Here is a 16,152-nt window from a genome sequence, read left to right on the forward strand (position 1 = left end):
CTATTATAGCATCAATAAATAGAGTTTTTATATGCATTTTTACATATATATAGATTTATTTATGTTTTATCTATATAGTTAAATTGTCTGTTTCTTGTTTTAATTCGTTTGTTTATTTTGAGTGCTCCAGCAATGGAGCCTTTTTTTATGCAATAAAACATTTTCTTAGCATTACTTAGTTGATCTATATTAACTTTACCCTCTTAAATTATATCTATATTTTACCAAACAATTATGTAGATAACCAGTTTTTTCTAATAATATAGTGAATTGATAATTTTAATGGTAGTTATTAATACTTACAGGAAAATTCAGTATGCAATGGAAACTGAGAAATCAAGAATTATAAAAAACTTATAGTATCTTTTGTAAAAGTATATTTATAATTTGTATATTAACATGTTATAATTTAATTTCTAAAACTACCAAAAAAGGACTGCCAGTAATGGTGGTCTTTTTTAAATTGGTAAGATTGTACTAGGTTGAGCAAAAAAATGGAACCGAAAAAGTTATTTCTAATGAGGATAGCCTTCTTATGATGAAGTTTCATTCAGTGAATCTGCAAGCAAACATAAAAGAAGGAAAAAATTACGATTTTACTTTACGTGGATATAGAGTACCTATACTTTCATGGTTTCCAAATTTAGATGGTGCCGAACCACAAAATTAGCACTATTCTTTAATAAAAAATCCTACTCATTTTTTAATGAGTAGGATTTTTTATTAAAGAGCTATTTCGTATTAATTTGTGCCATCATTTAATATGCTATTTTTAAATGATTTCCAAATTTGATGACTAATTATCTAAATTTCTAAATTCTACAAAGCACTATCAATTAAACAATTATTAAATATATCTTCTCTCTAAAACATCGTATTATCATTAGCTGCTTCACTTGGAATCTCTTGAATTACATCCCAGTGTTCGACAATCTTTCCATCCTTGATACGAAATATATCCACTATAGCAACTCCCTTATCTTGAGAATTAGTACGAGAGTGTACATGAAGAGCAACTGTATCCCCTTCAGCTACTACACGTTTAATCTCTGCAGAGGAATTAGGATTTTTAACAAAATCCTCCTTAAAGAAATCCATGAAGGCTTTTCGTCCATCAGCAACAAAAGGATTATGTTGCTTATAATCTTCGCTAACATATTTAGGGATAATATCGATATTATGTTTGTTAAAAACTTCATTATAGAAATCAACTACCATCTTTTTATTCTTTTCATTTTCTTTTACTTCTTTTGATACAGAAGCGACATTTTCACTCTTTATTGAGTTCCCTTTGTTATTACCGTTGGAAGCTTGATATACCAAAGTCGAAACTACTCCTAAAATAAATACAGAAATAATTGTTATGATTAAACTTTTCTCTAATTTCATATATACCTACCTCTTCTACTTAAATAAGTTTTCTTCTATAAAAAGTTTGAAGAAGGAGAAACCTTCCCCAAAATGTAATATCAGGGGTAATGTTAGGAATTTCATTTATCCTAACATTACCCTATACAAGGCATATTAGAAACGATTAATTCTAACTTAATACCTCATTAACAGTTGCACTGTCCACAATTTGAATAAACTTCTTAACCTTATCGTTCTCATCAAACTTATAAAGGTGACAAAAATCTGCTACAAATGACTTCCCTGTAGCTTTATATGTTCCACTATATTTTCCATAAACGATAACAGTATTGTTATTAAAAGCATAAATTTCATCTTTAGCGCTATAGTCATCCCATTCTGTGCCAAGACGTTCATGTACGTTTTTCACTACTTCATCTGGACCTATATAAGTACCTGCATATGGAAACCCAGCAGCTTCTGTCCAAGATACATTTTCACTTAAATACGTTTTGAACGCATCCAATTTCCCTTCGCCAGTTAACACATACGTTTCATGTAATAGTTTTTGATATTTATTCATATCATTAACCCCAAGGCATTTCTTTTGTTACAACTTTTGCACTTAATTCTAATACACCTTTATTTGCATAGCCTGGATATGCTGCTTCAAGTTTTGCCACAAAATCTTTTGAAGTTCCACTTTCCTCAGAAGCTTGAACCGCCGTTCTTAGATAATCCATTGTCGCAGTAAGTGCTTGATTATTTAGGGATTTTTCGATTGATCCATGGCTAGGCACAATTATGTCAGCATGTAATGCTTGTAATACTTTCAAGTTCTCAATCCATGCCTCCATATCCGCTTTTGAGCTAGTATCCGCTAAGAATACATGTATTTCGTTAAATACATCGATACCACCAATTAATACTTTTAGTTCTTTATTAAATAGGCTAGTTCTGTAATGATCTAAGCCTACTAGTTCAAATGTTAACCCCTGAAAATCAATCGCTTTTTCTTTAAATACTTGAGGTAATACCACGTTACTTGGTGCATTTTCTCCAAGGACGTCTTTCCAAACTTTTAATTTCCCTAAGACAGAATGAACGATATGTTCAACAGTAGACTCTGTTGCATACGCTATAGCTTCTGGGTAAAAGGCTTTAATGCTCTCTAATCCAAAGTAGTAGTCTGGATCCCCATGAATAATAAAGATTTTATCTAGAGATAAGTTGTTTTTTTTCAAATACTCTACAATTTCTTTCGAATCAGACTGCGTAAATTTTGAGTTTATTAAAAATGCATGTCCTGCTTTCTCAACTAATGTTGCTGTGACCATAAAGCTTTTTTCGTCCGAACTAAACACCGTTAATTTCACATCTTTTTGATTTGTATCGATTGTTTTAAACATAGTATGTTATTCTCCTTTTGTTAAAGTTATTAACTAATCATCATATTTTTATCTTGTTCCGATAAAGTGAAACTTTAATCAGTGGGGGTTTTGTTCATCCCCCACTGATTATTAGTTGAACCAATCGGACTTTTACGGACAGTTGATCCCCCACCTAACTTCTTTGCTTCCACTGAATTTTGAGGTGGGGGTCTTACTGCCCGTTAAAGCGGGATAAAATCTCCCACTCCCATTTATCTGAAAGTGTAATAGTACTAGCGAATATTCCGGAGATGAATGTCAGATGGCCTAAGATAACATGTTTGCTACTATATCCTAAATTTTCTTAATATAAATTTTTAAAACGCGCTTCAATTTTATCCGGTGTCATTACGCCACCACCAATAGGAATAATTTGATTATCCTTTTGTAAAAGTAATGAAGGATAGCTATTAACATCAAGCTGTCGAACTTTATTGAAATCATTTTGGACATCTATTATTGTTTCTTGAGCGTTTAAACGTTCCAATACTTGTTCAGGGTCCAAACCATGCTCGATTGCAATTTTGCGATATGTTTCAGGATCACTCAGACTTTGGCCCTCATAATAAAACGCTTTTTGCATAGCCGAAGTGAATTCTAATAAACGGTCTGGCGCTAATGAGCGTAAAGCTGAAAAGCCAATTGCAGCATCTTTCGAATTCATTTTAAAAGTCCCTTCCTCCACCAATTTTTGATAGGAAGGACCAAATTCAGCACCTGTAAGTTGATTAATTCTTTTATTTCCTTCTTCTATATATGAGAAGTTTTTCATTGGTAAATTATCTAAAAATAGCCCTCCACATAAAACCGTTAATGGTACTTCAGTGTGGTTTTTGTAAAATCCTTTAATACTTTCTGAAAAACCATAGCACCATCCACAATATGCATCCCATACGTAAATAAGATTATCTTGTTTCGTCTCCATTTAAATCTCCTACCTTTTTTTTATTATCCAGCTCAACTAAATTTTTGGTTTATATAGGTACATCTTTTTATACCTTGTTCTTTTTTAGATACCTTACTATATTTCCCCAAAACTAATATTTCCAAAGAAAGATCCACCAAGGTTTTTAACAAAAGATAACATTGCACCTTATTGCTCCGTAACAGAAAATACTAAAGCTTGGAATATGCATTGATTTGAATGTGTTAGTAACTTTCTACACCGGGTGGCAACGTATGGACCACCATCCTTAATTAAATATATAAATCATATTTTTAGCAGATATTAGTTGTAACTAAATTAATTACATCTTTATGTAACTATTTTAGTTACAACTAATATAGAAGTCAATTCTTTTTTTCGAAAACATTAAATTTCTACATTAATCTACAACCAATCCCACTCTTTAAAAAAATATATCAACGATTATTCGATTATATCGATCGTAACTCCGAATATATCAACGTTTCGACACAACATATCGATTTACCGACAAATTTCGAGCGCGTTATCTCCTAAACTAACAACCAATCCCACATCACGTTCACCTACAAAGAAAAAAAGCACCAGGTCCCCCGATGCTTTCCCCCACTCTAAAACAAATGACAAGCCACCTGATGCCCCTTCGCAATCTCAACCATCTTCGGTACTTCCTGTGCGCATTTTTCAGTGGCGAATTTGCAGCGCGTTCTGAATTTGCAGCCGGATGGTGAGTTGAGTGGGCTTGGTACTTCTCCTTGCAAAATGATCCGTTCTTTGCCTATGTTTGTTGGATCTGGTTCTGGCATGGATGAGAGTAGTGCTTGTGTGTATGGATGTGCCGGTTTTGTGTATAGGTCTTCACTGTCGGCAATTTCTACTATGTTTCCTAAGTACATGACTCCGATGCGGTCTGATATGTGTCTTACCATAGATAGGTCATGTGCGATGAATAAATATGTGACTCCTGTTTCTTCTTGGATGTCTTGCAGCATGTTTACGACTTGTGCTTGGACTGAGACATCGAGTGCTGAGATTGGTTCGTCACATAGGATAAAGTCTGGTTTTACAGATAATGCACGCGCGATGCTAATGCGCTGGCGCTGGCCTCCGCTAAATTCGTGCGGGTAGCGATATAAGTGTTCTTCTTTTAATCCTACCTTTTTCAGAAGGTCTAAAATGATTTCTTTTTGTTCTTCTTTTTCGTAAGAACCGTGAATGTTCATCGGTTCGCTAATAATTTGGAATACATTCATTGCCGGGTTTAATGATGCGTATGGATCTTGGAAAATGATTTGCATTCGTTTTCGATATTCTTTTAGTTCACTTTCCTTTAAACTTGCGATGTCTTTTCCGTCGAATAAAACGTTACCTGAAGTGACGTCGTGTAAACGAATGATGCTTCTTCCTGTCGTTGATTTTCCGCAGCCAGATTCTCCTACTAACCCGAATGTTTCACCTTTTTTAATTGTAAAGCTTAAGTCATCGACTGCTTTTAATTGCTCTGTTTTTCTGCCGAATAGTCCTTTTTTAATAGGAAAATACTTTTTTAAGTTCCGAACTTCAATTAAGTTTTCTTCATGCATGAAAATCACCTACCGCCCTATCGTTTAGCCAGCACATGGAACGTCTTTCGTTTCCGATTTCAAAATATGGTGGACGTTCTTTTTCACAAATGTCCATCGCATGCGGGCAACGCTCTGCGAACGGGCAACCTTGTGGTGGGTTTAATAAGTTTGGCGTTACACCTTGAATGGGAGCAAGTCTTTCTTTTACGCCGTTTGCGATTTTTGGCAGAGAGTTTAATAACCCTTTCGTATATGGATGATTCGGCGATTGGAAAATATCAAGTACAGGTCCTTCTTCCATAATAAGTCCGCCATACATAACGATGACGCGCGTACAGTTTTGCGCGACAATTCCTAAGTCATGCGTAATAAGAAGTAACGCCATATTCGTTTCGTTCTTTAAGTTTTTCATTAAATCTAGTATTTGTGCTTGTATCGTTACATCAAGTGCAGTCGTCGGTTCGTCCGCAATGAGAAGGTCAGGGTTACAAGACATCGCCATTGCAATCATAACCCGCTGCTTCATACCACCGCTTAGTTCATGCGGATATTGTTTTACCCTTTCTTCTGGTGACGAAAGGCCGACTTGCTTTAACAAGTTGATTGCGATCTGCTCTGCTTCTTTCTTTTTCACTTTTTGATGACGTATAATTACTTCCATCATTTGTTTCCCAATTTTCACGACCGGATTTAGCGCTGACATTGGGTCTTGAGAGATAAGTGAAATTTGATTTCCTCTAATAGAACGTAATTCTTTCTCAGATTTAGAAAGGATATTTTCATTATGAAAAAGAATTTCCCCTTCTTTCACTTTCCCTGGTGATGTAACGAGAGACATAACAGACTTCGCCATCACACTCTTTCCGCTTCCAGACTCCCCAACGATACCGACTACTTCTCCTTTATTTAAACGAAATGTAACGCCGCGAACTGCTTCTACTTCTCCGCTTTCTATGAAAAAAGAAGTCTTTAAATTTTTCACTTCTAGTAGTTTTTCAGACACGCTTCTCACTCCTTTCACGTAACACTTTAGTTTTCATTTCCAGCTCCTTTTGGCGCGAAAGCTTTCTTCAATGCTTCACCAATTACGTTAAAACTAAGTACCGTTAACAGGATAAGGAATCCTGGGAAGAGTGTTAAATACCAAGCTTCGCCAATATATCCTTGCGCATTGTTTAGCATGCTACCCCAAGAAGAATCTGGCTCTCTAATACCTAAACCTAAAAAGCTAAGTGATGATTCCATTAAAATCGATGTCGCAATTGTTAATGTCGCGGCGATAATAATGGTTGATAAAATGTTAGGAATGATATGTCTTACAATAATCACAAGTGATTTTTGTCCTGATACTTTTGCGTATAAAACGTACTCACGCTCTTTTACAGATAACGTTTCTGCCCTTACGATACGGGCGGTGTCCATCCATGTTAGTAATCCGATAATAAGAACTAGCGTCGTAATTCCTGGTTTTAAATACGCATTTAATAATAGCATTAAAAAGAATGATGGAATTGACATCAATACTTCAACAACTCGCATTAAAAAGTTGTCTAACTTTCCGCCAAAATATCCACTAATTGTTCCAACTGCAGTACCGATTGTAATAGAAACAACCATCGCAAGGAAACCGACCGCAAGTGAAACTCGTCCGCCATATAACGCTCTCGTTAAGTAATCCCTTCCGTAATCATCCGTTCCGAAAGGATGACTCATACTCGGTTCTTGTAAGCGATCTGGAATCGACATTTTGCTAGGATCGTACGGCGACACGAATGCGAAAATTGATGCGACCGTTAAAATCGCAAGTATAATAACTCCCATTGCAACAAACTTATTTTTCGTAAAGCTATGTTTTATCGTTTGAAATCTCCTATTATTCATTCCAAATCACCCCCTCATTCGAATGCGCGGATCTACTACGCCATATAAAATATCAGCAATTAAGTTACCGAGAATTAACATGAATGATGATAGTAATGTAATTGCCATGATAATCGGATAATCAAATCTAAAAATAGCATTTACCCCAAGTGAACCAAGACCCGGCCATGAAAATACTGTTTCCGTAATAAATGCTCCGCCTACTAAACTTGGAATCGATAATCCGAAAATTGTAATGATCGGTATTAATACATTTCGAAGTACGTGATTAAATAACACCGTTTTCTTTGAAGCACCGTACGCATATTGAATTTGTACATATTCTTCTTCTAATTGCTGAATCGTACTTGAACGAATATATCTCATATAAACAGATACGTTTTGGAACGCTAGCACCATGCAAGGTAAAATGCCGTGTTGCACAATATCCCAAACAGAATCTTTACCTACGGTGCGCATACCCATACTCGGAAGTAGGTCCAATTTTAAAGAGAATAAGTAGACTAATAGTAGTGCAAACCAGAAAACCGGCATAGAAATACCAACGTATGAAATAAAGTTTACAATGCGGTCAAAGAATGAATTCTTTTTCACACCTGTAAATAGTCCAAGTGGTATTGCGATTACGAATGAGACGAGTAAAGATGATCCCATTAAGCCGATTGTTGCGGGTAATCTTTCTGCGATAAGATCTAAAACAGGACGATGATTTTGAAGTGAGTAACCAAAGTTCCCTGTTAAAATGTTTTTTAACCATAAAAAATACTGCACGTAAATTGGTTGATCTAGTCCTAAACTTTTGCGAATACGCTCCACATCAATTGGACTCATATTTGGCGTTACAAAGTTTCGAACAGGATCCCCCGGCGCTAGCTTTATTAATAGAAAAGAAATAATAGAAATAACAAATAAAAGCGGAATTGCATTTAAAAGCCTCTTCGCAATTACTTTATACACAAACTTCCCCCCTCAAGCTAAAGAAGCTGATTTCCACCAGCTTCTTTATTGTTTCTTATTTCACTTCATAAATCTTAGATAGATCTTCAAACATTGTGACAGGAATTGCTTTTGCTTCTTTTAATCCATCAAACTTTTTATCTACTGCAATAACTGCTTTCGGATATGCGATTGGTAGATAAGGTACATCTTCTCTAGCTGTTTCTTGAATTTTATGGTATAGCTCTGCACGTTTTGTTTTATCTGTTTCAACTGCAGCTTCTTCCCATAACTTATCGAAATCAGCGTTTTTATATCGTGCATAATTGTATTCAGCATTACTTAAGAATAAGCTCTTATATGAATCTGGCTCAGGTCCCATTATGTAACCACCAAATGTAATGTCATATTCTTTATTCTCTTTATCTAAGCCTTTTTCACTTGCCGCACTAGCATCTAATGCATTTAGTTCAACTTCTAAGCCAACTTCTTTTAATTTTTGTTGTGTATATAACGCTAAGCTTTCCATAATTTTATTATTCGTTACATACATCACACGTACTTTTTCCTTATCTTTCACGCCAGCTTTTGCTAATAAATCTTTCGCTTCTTTTTTATCATACTTATAGTCTTTAATATCTTTCGCATAATACATAGCGTCTGGCGTTAAGATTGAATTTGCTGGTTCTGCAAATTCACCCGAAACGAAGGCTGAGTTAATCATTTCTTTTTTATCTAACGCATGCGCAATTGCTTGACGCACTTCTTTTTTCTTCATAAGATCAGTATTCATGTTATAAGATAAGTAGAATAATCTACCTTCAGGGAATGTCACCATTGAGAAGTTCCCAGTGCTATCTAATTTCTTAAAGTCTTGCGGCTCAATCATCTTCATGTTGATTTGACCATTTTGCAGTGAAACATTTGCTGTATTACGGTCTTTTACAACTCGGTATACGATAGAGTCTAATTTAGCTTTCCCACCTACATAATCATCGAATCGATCTAATGCAACGTACTCATCTGATTTATATTCTTTAAACTTAAACGGACCTGACCCTACAGGTTGTAAGTTTTTCTTACTCTTCGCTAAATCTGCTTCCCCTTCAAATACATGTTTCGGAATCGGGAAGAAATCATTCATCACACCTTCGAAAGATGCGCTTACTTGTGGTAAAACGAATTGAGTTGTTAACTCATCTACCTTTTTCACCTCAAGCGGCTTTCCTTTAAAAATAAAGTTTTCACGACTTGAGCTATTTTGCTTCTCATCTAAAATAGATTGGAATGTAAATGCTATATCGTCTGATGTAATTTTCTTACCATCATGCCATTTCAAATTATCTTTTAATTTCAATGTCCACGTTAATTGATCTTCTGAAGGCGTAAAGCTCTCAGCAAGAACAAACTTTTTCTTACCGTCTTCCATATGATATAGCGGCGCATATAAAGCTTGCTGCACAGTTAATGACACACGATCATTCGCATAAAGCGGATTCATCGTATCTGGATTATCGCTAACACCAATCGTTAACGTTCCTCCATCTTTCGGAGTCCCTGTTTTACTAGTGCCCGCTTGCTTCGAATCTTTTTCCCCAGAACAAGCCGCTAATGCAATAAGTAGTATTAGAACAAATGGTAATGCAAATAATTTCCGTTTCATCTTTTGGCCCCCTCAAACTAGTTATACCCATAAGAAAACTCGGAATTAATCCCGAGTTTTCTTATAAGTTTTAAATTACCACTACCTGTATGTAAAGTCAAACTTTTTTGTAAATGTGGAAAGTTTGAAATCTACTAATACATTCTTGCCATAAAATATATTTATAAGGAGGATTAAAAAAGAAGACCACGAATAGGTTACCTCGTAAAATGAGTTAAAAAACTAGCAGCTTACAGAAAACCCCTCTAAAATGATTGTTATATATACTCGGAACTGTAGAATGGGATTAAAGACAAAAAACACATTTAGGAGGTTATCATGACATTTGATGAATTGAAAAAAAATAAACCAACAACCTCATGGGTTGAGTATGATGAAGATGGGGAATTTTTTACTGAAGAAAATATAAGTGCAACAAATACAGTTCTTGACACTTACATTAACAACTTACAGCGATTAGGAGAGAATCCAACCGAAGTCGAAGTAATGCAAGTTGTTAAAGAGGTAGTTATTAAATTAAATGAATTAAATATCGAACATGACTATTTTATCGAAACAATGGAAAGAGAAGATCTCTATGAATTTATCGATATAGCAGCACGAATAGCTGGTCTAGATTCTGAAGAAGACATAACAGAAGAATGGCGAGAATGGTAAAAAGTTGCACCTCTAATTGTTAGAGGTGCAGCTTTTTTCATATACCAATTGAATGAATGATGTGATGTCCGCGCAGAATTCATATATTCAAACATAATATTAAAAGTATTTAATTATAAATACTAGCACACCCATCCTGACAAAAAAGACCACCAAAAGGCAATCCCTCAAAACTCAATCTTATTCCCTACTCCTTGCTCCACCGCTCTCTCATACAAATACTTCGCAACAATAATATCTACTACTGCCAAACCAACCGATTTAAAAACAGTAATCTCTTCATCATTTTCGCGTCCAGCTTTTTCTCCGCTTATAATTTGACCAAGTTCAGCGTGAATGGCGTTTGCTTTGAATAGACCTTCTTTTATCGGAACTTGAAGGTCTCCTGTTTCATCTAGTGCTGCTTCTTTTGATTCAACTACTACTTTGTTTGCTTTAGCTATGGCATGTGAGGGTAGTTCTTGCATGCTCGGTCTGAATGAGCCGACGGCGTTTACGTGGACGCCTTTTTGTAGTGTTTCTGAGAAGACTGGTGTGGATGCATTCGTAGTTGTGACGATGATGTCTGCTTCGCTTATTGCTTCATTCGCATTGGTGTGAACATATGCAGGTTTGTTGAATCTCTCTTGTATATACTCCGCAAATGCATACGCCTTTTCTTCTGTTCGATTGTATAAAATGACTTTTTCGATAGCTCTTACCGCAAATACAGCTTCAGCAATTCCTTTCGCTTGTTCACCCGTGCCGATAATGCATAAAGTTTTTGCGTTATGACGAGCTAAATATTTTGTCGCTACTCCTGATAAGGCGCCTGTTCGGATCATCGTTAAGTACGATCCTTCTAAAAGTGCGAGCGGTTCTCCCGTTTGAAAGTCTGATAGCATCACAATCCCGTTGATCGTTTTCTTTCCTATCTGTTTATTTTGCGGGACTACCGTTACTATTTTTACTCCAAGCGCCTCAAGCCCTTCCGCTACTGAAGGCATAATTAATGCCGTATTTTGCTCGTTCGCAAATGGTAATGAGCCCCTTATTGGTGTAATCGTTCTTTCTGCGGAAAATTCTTTTAAAGCAAGCGCCGCGTATTCAATAACTTCATTCATATTTACTAAGTTTCTTTGTTCGTTCGCGCTTATGACTAACATATCTTTCCACCCCCTCCTTCTATCCTAACAAAAATCCACGGTTCAAATCATCTCTCGGGTCTACAACGAACTGATGAAATCCTGTAATAAAGGCATGCCCCGTTACTTTTGGAACGACAGCTTCATATGTATCTACTGCGGTTACCGACAATACTTCCCCCTCGAATTTCCCGTCAGTAATGCATTCATGGACGAAAATTTCTCCCTTTTGTAAAGCATCTTTTTCAAAAAGAGTTGCGATTCTTGCGGAAGTTCCTGTACCGCAAGGAGAACGATCTACTTGCCCATCAGCAAAGATTGTTACATTTCGTAAAGTTGCGTCTTCTCCTTTCGGTTCATCTGAGAAAATAACGCCGTATATCCCTTTTAATCCTTCTTCAAGTGGATGCTTCACTTCCATTTTGCTCTCGATGTAGTGCTTAATTTTACCGCCCCACGCTTGAATAGCAGATAAGTCTTTGAAATCGACTTTCAAGCCAAATTCTTTACAGTCTACTACCGCATAAAAAGCTCCGCCAAACGCGATATCTACTTGAAATTCATAGTCATCTATTTTAATAGGAACGTCTTTTTTGTATACAAATGAAGGAACATTTTCAAATGATACAGATTCTACTTCACTCCCGTTATATGTTGCATACGCAATGACTTCCCCAGCTGGGCTATCAATAATGAACTTTTGTTTTTCCCCCTTTACTTCAAACATGCCTGTTTCAATTCCGACTGTAATAACAGCAATAATGCCATGACCACACATCGTACTCCATCCTTCGTTGTGCATAAATAATACGCCAAAATCAGCGTGAGCACTCGCAGGCGGAGTAATGATACAACCGTACATGCCGTGATGTCCTCTCGGTTCATACATAAGAACTTCGCGAAGATGATCCAAATGTTCCATGCAGTACGCACGTCTTTCTAGCTGCGTGTCTCCTTTTATTTCCGGCACGCCGCCCGTAATAATTCGAAGCGGTTCCCCAGCTACGTGAGCATCAATTGTTGTGTACACTTTACTAACCTTCATTTCTATCTCTCCCCTATATGTTGATACTCTTTTTATTGCAAATATCATGCCAACGCATAGGATATAAATTTGTATACATTGTTTAAAAAAGCATACATTACTGTCTATTTTTTTATACACTGTCCAGAGGCTATGTTATGGAGCCCCTTGATACAACCAGTCTTATTATTTTCACTGGAAAGTTACTTCCACCCCCAACATATACTGTTCAAAAGCAAAAAGGAAGTGATCCAATGTATTACGGAACAAAGGGCTGGTACGTAGCTGAACTAAAAAAATTAGGCGTACGCTATCATGAAGGACGAAAACTAGAAAGTTACCGCGGGCACATCTTGCGCAATTTACTACTTGCACAACAAGAGAAATTAAAAGAACAGTAACATTCTAATGTAACGATATCGGCGATTCTCGGAATATATCAGCAATTCAACACAATATATCGGCGATTCGACATGCAATATCGACTTACCGACAAATTTCGCTAATTCATCTACCTAAACCACCAACCAATTACACATCAATACAAACAAAAAAGGTCACCCAAACGGGTGACCTTTCTTTCTTATTCACAAACAAGAATCTGTCTAGTAAATGATCCTTTTCTTGTAATACAGCGATCTGTAATTTCGAATCCTGCTTCATGGATCATGTCGTCCATTGTTTCCATCGTGACAACGACTACTTTTTTCGCGATGCGGCGTGCACTTGAGAGAATTGATAGTTGATCTTCTGGTGTGGCGTGCGTAAATAGGTCGTACGGCATATCGATAATGGCAACGTCGTAGTTCTCAGTAATTTCCTCGATTGGACCTTTTGTTACTGTTCCTTCAAATCCGAAATGCGCGATATTTTTTCTCGTTCCAAGAACTACAAGTGGATTTATATCTCTACCAACGATGTTAATCCCCATAGAAAGTGCTTCTACTACTACTGTTCCAATACCGCAGCACGGGTCAATTGCTCGTACTCCCTCTGGATTTGGTACAGCGATATTTGCAACTGATCTCGCAACACGTGTGCTAAGAGATGTCGAATAACTATGCGGTTTTTTTATGTGATGATACCAAACGGGTTCGCTTTCTACATAGTGCCCGAAGTACCAGCGTCCTCCAAGAGGAACAATCCCGAATACACGCTCTGGATTACGAACATCCGCTTCTCCTTCAATATGCATGCCGAGGTCTCGTTCAATAAGACGTCTTTCTCCATATTCAATTTTATTCTCTCCAACGAGGTCATTGATTTTAACGAAGATAACTTTAAATGTCGCTCCCGCCAAATCAATTTGTTCCACTTGTTTTAAAATGCTTTCTAAGTCGTCCCCTTCATACATAACCTCAACGCGCTCTTTTATAAACGCACTTCTACTCGGGTCAATTTTGACATCACTTTTTAAAATATTAACGTGGGACTCCATTCCAAAGAACGAGCGCATTTCCAAGTAACATAAAGCACGCTCCTCCTCACGAAATGCATACGTATATATACAGGCAGGTGTTTTACTATGATTATTCAATCTATTATCATCCTCTATCGTTTAAAATTCTTCTGATTACAATTACTCAAATACTTTTCTTTTGTATATAAAATTAAATGATATCATATGCCGGAAATAAAGAGAAACGTTAATAAATAAAAGAGACTGCCAATGGCAATCTCTTATTATTTATTAACGGAAAGAAGACACGTTGTTACCCATTTCTTCATAGTAATCTAAAATACCTTGATAAATAGCTTCCGCTGCACTTTGTCTCTGCGCTGGTGTAGCTATTTTATCTGCATCACTTTTATTATCTACAAATGCTAATTCTGCTAATACAGCTGGCATTGTATTTTCTCTAATTACGTATAAATCGCCTTTTTTCACACCACGATCTTTTGTTCCCAGTGCATCTACAAGACGTTCTTGAATTTTTTCTGCTAGTAAACGACTTTCTGATACGTTAGGATTTGTTCCTCTTGCTGTCGCTGATTCATAGTAGAACGTTTCTGTACCTTGTCCATTTTTCTCTTCCGTGCCATTACCATGAATACTTACAAAAATATCCCCATTATTTTTTTGAGCAAATTCTACACGTTTCTTTAAAGAATCAGAAGCACTTGTTCCTGGACGTGTATCATCTGTACGAGTGAATAACACAGTAAATGGTGTCTTTTTCTCAAATATTTTCTGTAATCGTAGTGATACATCTAATACAGTTTCACTTTCTTTCTCATAATAACCTGGATTACCTGAATCTGCTCCACCATGACCTGGATCAATGATAATCGCTTTTCCTTCTAAGAAGTTACCTTGCTTCACTGGATTTAATTGATTTTTATTAACCCATTGGAAACCAGCGCCCATGCGGATACGAATCCAGCTGCCGTTCTCTTCAATAACAGTTACTTGTTGTGCGTTATGTGTTCCCATTACTTTTGAAGAAGAAGAAGCTTCTGCATAAGTAGTGAATCCTTCATTAATAACTTCTGTTTTCTCTACTAAAGGTGTCCATTTATCACCTTTACTTGTTGCAATTTTGATCCATCCATCTCGCTCTTCTTTAATTTCAACCATTTGTGGATTATGCTGATTTGCACTAATCCCAGAACTTAATGATGGTGCGTGATATGTAATGAATTTTCTATCTATGTACATTTTCTTTGTTTCTACTGGACGATCACTATTCTTGCTAAATTTATCTGTTTGCGCAGTAAGTTGAGCTGCTTGTTCACGCGTAATAGAATCATTCGGTTTCCAGCCATCCTCTGTACCTAAAGAAAGTTTTAATTCTACTAAAATATTAACTTCTTCTTTACCCCAATGATTCTCTAAATCAGCAAATTTTGTAGGAACTGGTCCTGTTACTTTGCTTTTCAGATTATATGCTCTTACAAGCATAGCTGCCATTTCAGCACGAGTTACTTTTCCTTCAGGATCAAATACTCCTGGTTCTCGCCCTTTAATAATATTCTCTTTTTCCATGGCTGCAATAAATGAAGCTGCCCAACTATTTTTTGCATCATTATAAGACGGCTTTGCATTCGGATCTATTTTAGCACCAATTGCTGTTGCGATAATCTTTGCTGCCTGAGCGCGTGTTAAATTTCCGTATGGCATAAAGTTACCATCTGGCATACCGTTAATTACATTTCTCTCTACTAAATAATAAATTGCGTCTTTTGACCACGCACTATCTGAAACATCAGGAAATTTCTTCGTTTCTGCTAAACTACTAATTGGATGTGCTAGTAAATTTGCTGCTAATAAACCTGCGGCTATTGCTTTGTACTTCATGAAAAATAAATCTCCTCTCAAAACTTCATATTCATACAATTTTTTTAATCAAGCTAACTAAAAAATATTAACTATTAATTAATCCCTTTCATAGTGTATAACATTATATATCTATAGTAAATACGTTTCCGGCCGTATAACAAAAATCGCATATATATAACTTATAATGAATGTATATAAAAAACTTTAATCAGCCCTCACCAATCGGCCTTTTACGAGCAGCCCACCCCCATCTAACTTTTTTGCTTTCGCTGAATTTTGAGGTAGGAGTCTTACTGCCCGGCAAATAGCGGGATAAA

Annotated in this window: 16 protein-coding genes; 3 read left to right on the plus strand and 13 right to left on the minus strand. The window is 36.3% G+C overall.

Features of this window, described 5'->3' with window-relative positions; genetic code table 11:
• Window positions 1–535: 535 nt before the first annotated feature.
• Window positions 536–670: a hypothetical protein gene (locus HMPREF2590_RS30790; protein ID WP_000975275.1), complete on the plus strand. Its 135-nt coding sequence runs from the start codon at window positions 536–538 to the stop codon at window positions 668–670.
• Window positions 671–864: 194 nt separating this feature from the next.
• Here HMPREF2590_RS30790 and HMPREF2590_RS15610 read toward each other — a convergent pair whose 3' ends face one another.
• The 9 genes from HMPREF2590_RS15610 to HMPREF2590_RS15650 all read right to left on the minus strand — a co-directional run bounded on the left by HMPREF2590_RS15610 (window position 865) and on the right by HMPREF2590_RS15650 (window position 9,750).
• Complete coding sequence (locus HMPREF2590_RS15610; protein WP_000764207.1) at window positions 865–1,389, minus strand: nuclear transport factor 2 family protein; 525 nt, start codon at window positions 1,387–1,389, stop codon at window positions 865–867.
• Window positions 1,390–1,540: 151 nt separating this feature from the next.
• Window positions 1,541–1,933 carry a nuclear transport factor 2 family protein gene (locus HMPREF2590_RS15615; protein ID WP_001046361.1) on the minus strand — a complete coding sequence of 131 codons (393 nt, stop codon included), beginning with the start codon at window positions 1,931–1,933 and terminating at the stop codon, window positions 1,541–1,543.
• 4 nt (window positions 1,934–1,937) lie between these two features.
• Entirely contained in the window at window positions 1,938–2,759 is an 822-nt protein-coding gene (locus tag HMPREF2590_RS15620; protein WP_000477267.1) for an MBL fold metallo-hydrolase, read from the minus strand.
• A 325-nt stretch (window positions 2,760–3,084) separates the two neighbouring features.
• Entirely contained in the window at window positions 3,085–3,705 is a 621-nt protein-coding gene (locus HMPREF2590_RS15625; RefSeq protein WP_000448621.1) for a DsbA family protein, read from the minus strand.
• Between the two features lie 611 nt (window positions 3,706–4,316).
• A complete protein-coding gene (locus HMPREF2590_RS15630) occupies window positions 4,317–5,288 on the minus strand; it encodes an ABC transporter ATP-binding protein (protein ID WP_000544133.1) in 972 nt (323 codons plus the stop codon).
• Window positions 5,281–6,273, minus strand: a complete 993-nt coding sequence (locus tag HMPREF2590_RS15635; RefSeq protein WP_003312720.1) for an ABC transporter ATP-binding protein — start codon at window positions 6,271–6,273, stop codon at window positions 5,281–5,283. The genes HMPREF2590_RS15630 and HMPREF2590_RS15635 overlap by 8 nt, the downstream gene beginning before the upstream one ends.
• Before the next feature lie 26 nt (window positions 6,274–6,299).
• Window positions 6,300–7,151 carry an ABC transporter permease gene (locus tag HMPREF2590_RS15640; protein ID WP_003312721.1) on the minus strand — a complete coding sequence of 284 codons (852 nt, stop codon included), beginning with the start codon at window positions 7,149–7,151 and terminating at the stop codon, window positions 6,300–6,302.
• Window positions 7,152–7,157: 6 nt separating this feature from the next.
• Window positions 7,158–8,108, minus strand: a complete 951-nt coding sequence (locus tag HMPREF2590_RS15645; RefSeq protein WP_000278770.1) for an ABC transporter permease — start codon at window positions 8,106–8,108, stop codon at window positions 7,158–7,160.
• 55 nt (window positions 8,109–8,163) lie between these two features.
• Complete coding sequence (locus HMPREF2590_RS15650) at window positions 8,164–9,750, minus strand: ABC transporter substrate-binding protein (protein ID WP_050821685.1); 1,587 nt, start codon at window positions 9,748–9,750, stop codon at window positions 8,164–8,166.
• A 318-nt stretch (window positions 9,751–10,068) separates the two neighbouring features.
• Here HMPREF2590_RS15650 and HMPREF2590_RS15655 point away from each other — a divergent pair, with 318 nt between their 5' ends.
• Window positions 10,069–10,407, plus strand: a complete 339-nt coding sequence (locus tag HMPREF2590_RS15655; protein WP_003312725.1) for a hypothetical protein — start codon at window positions 10,069–10,071, stop codon at window positions 10,405–10,407.
• Window positions 10,408–10,574: 167 nt separating this feature from the next.
• On the opposite strand, the gene HMPREF2590_RS15660 is transcribed toward HMPREF2590_RS15655, so the two are convergent.
• Both HMPREF2590_RS15660 and HMPREF2590_RS15665 read right to left on the minus strand, forming a co-directional pair.
• Window positions 10,575–11,552, minus strand: a complete 978-nt coding sequence (locus tag HMPREF2590_RS15660) for an ornithine cyclodeaminase family protein (RefSeq protein ID WP_050821683.1) — start codon at window positions 11,550–11,552, stop codon at window positions 10,575–10,577.
• A gap of 19 nt (window positions 11,553–11,571) precedes the next feature.
• The gene (locus HMPREF2590_RS15665; RefSeq protein ID WP_050821681.1) at window positions 11,572–12,576 is read right to left on the minus strand and encodes a proline racemase family protein; all 1,005 of its coding nucleotides are present in this window, start codon (window positions 12,574–12,576) and stop codon (window positions 11,572–11,574) included.
• A 137-nt stretch (window positions 12,577–12,713) separates the two neighbouring features.
• Between HMPREF2590_RS15665 and HMPREF2590_RS29090 the strand changes: the two genes are divergently transcribed.
• Window positions 12,714–12,956: a YflJ family protein gene (locus HMPREF2590_RS29090; protein ID WP_000433499.1), complete on the plus strand. Its 243-nt coding sequence runs from the start codon at window positions 12,714–12,716 to the stop codon at window positions 12,954–12,956.
• 182 nt (window positions 12,957–13,138) lie between these two features.
• Here the strand turns inward: HMPREF2590_RS29090 and HMPREF2590_RS15675 are convergent, their stop codons facing one another.
• Entirely contained in the window at window positions 13,139–14,092 is a 954-nt protein-coding gene (locus HMPREF2590_RS15675; protein ID WP_001059316.1) for a TRM11 family SAM-dependent methyltransferase, read from the minus strand.
• 153 nt (window positions 14,093–14,245) lie between these two features.
• Complete coding sequence (locus HMPREF2590_RS15680) at window positions 14,246–15,853, minus strand: N-acetylmuramoyl-L-alanine amidase (protein ID WP_000875323.1); 1,608 nt, start codon at window positions 15,851–15,853, stop codon at window positions 14,246–14,248.
• Window positions 15,854–16,152: the final 299 nt, after the last annotated feature.

This window comes from Bacillus sp. HMSC036E02 (assembly GCF_001836235.1).
Lineage (GTDB): Bacteria > Bacillota > Bacilli > Bacillales > Bacillaceae_G > Bacillus_A > Bacillus_A cereus.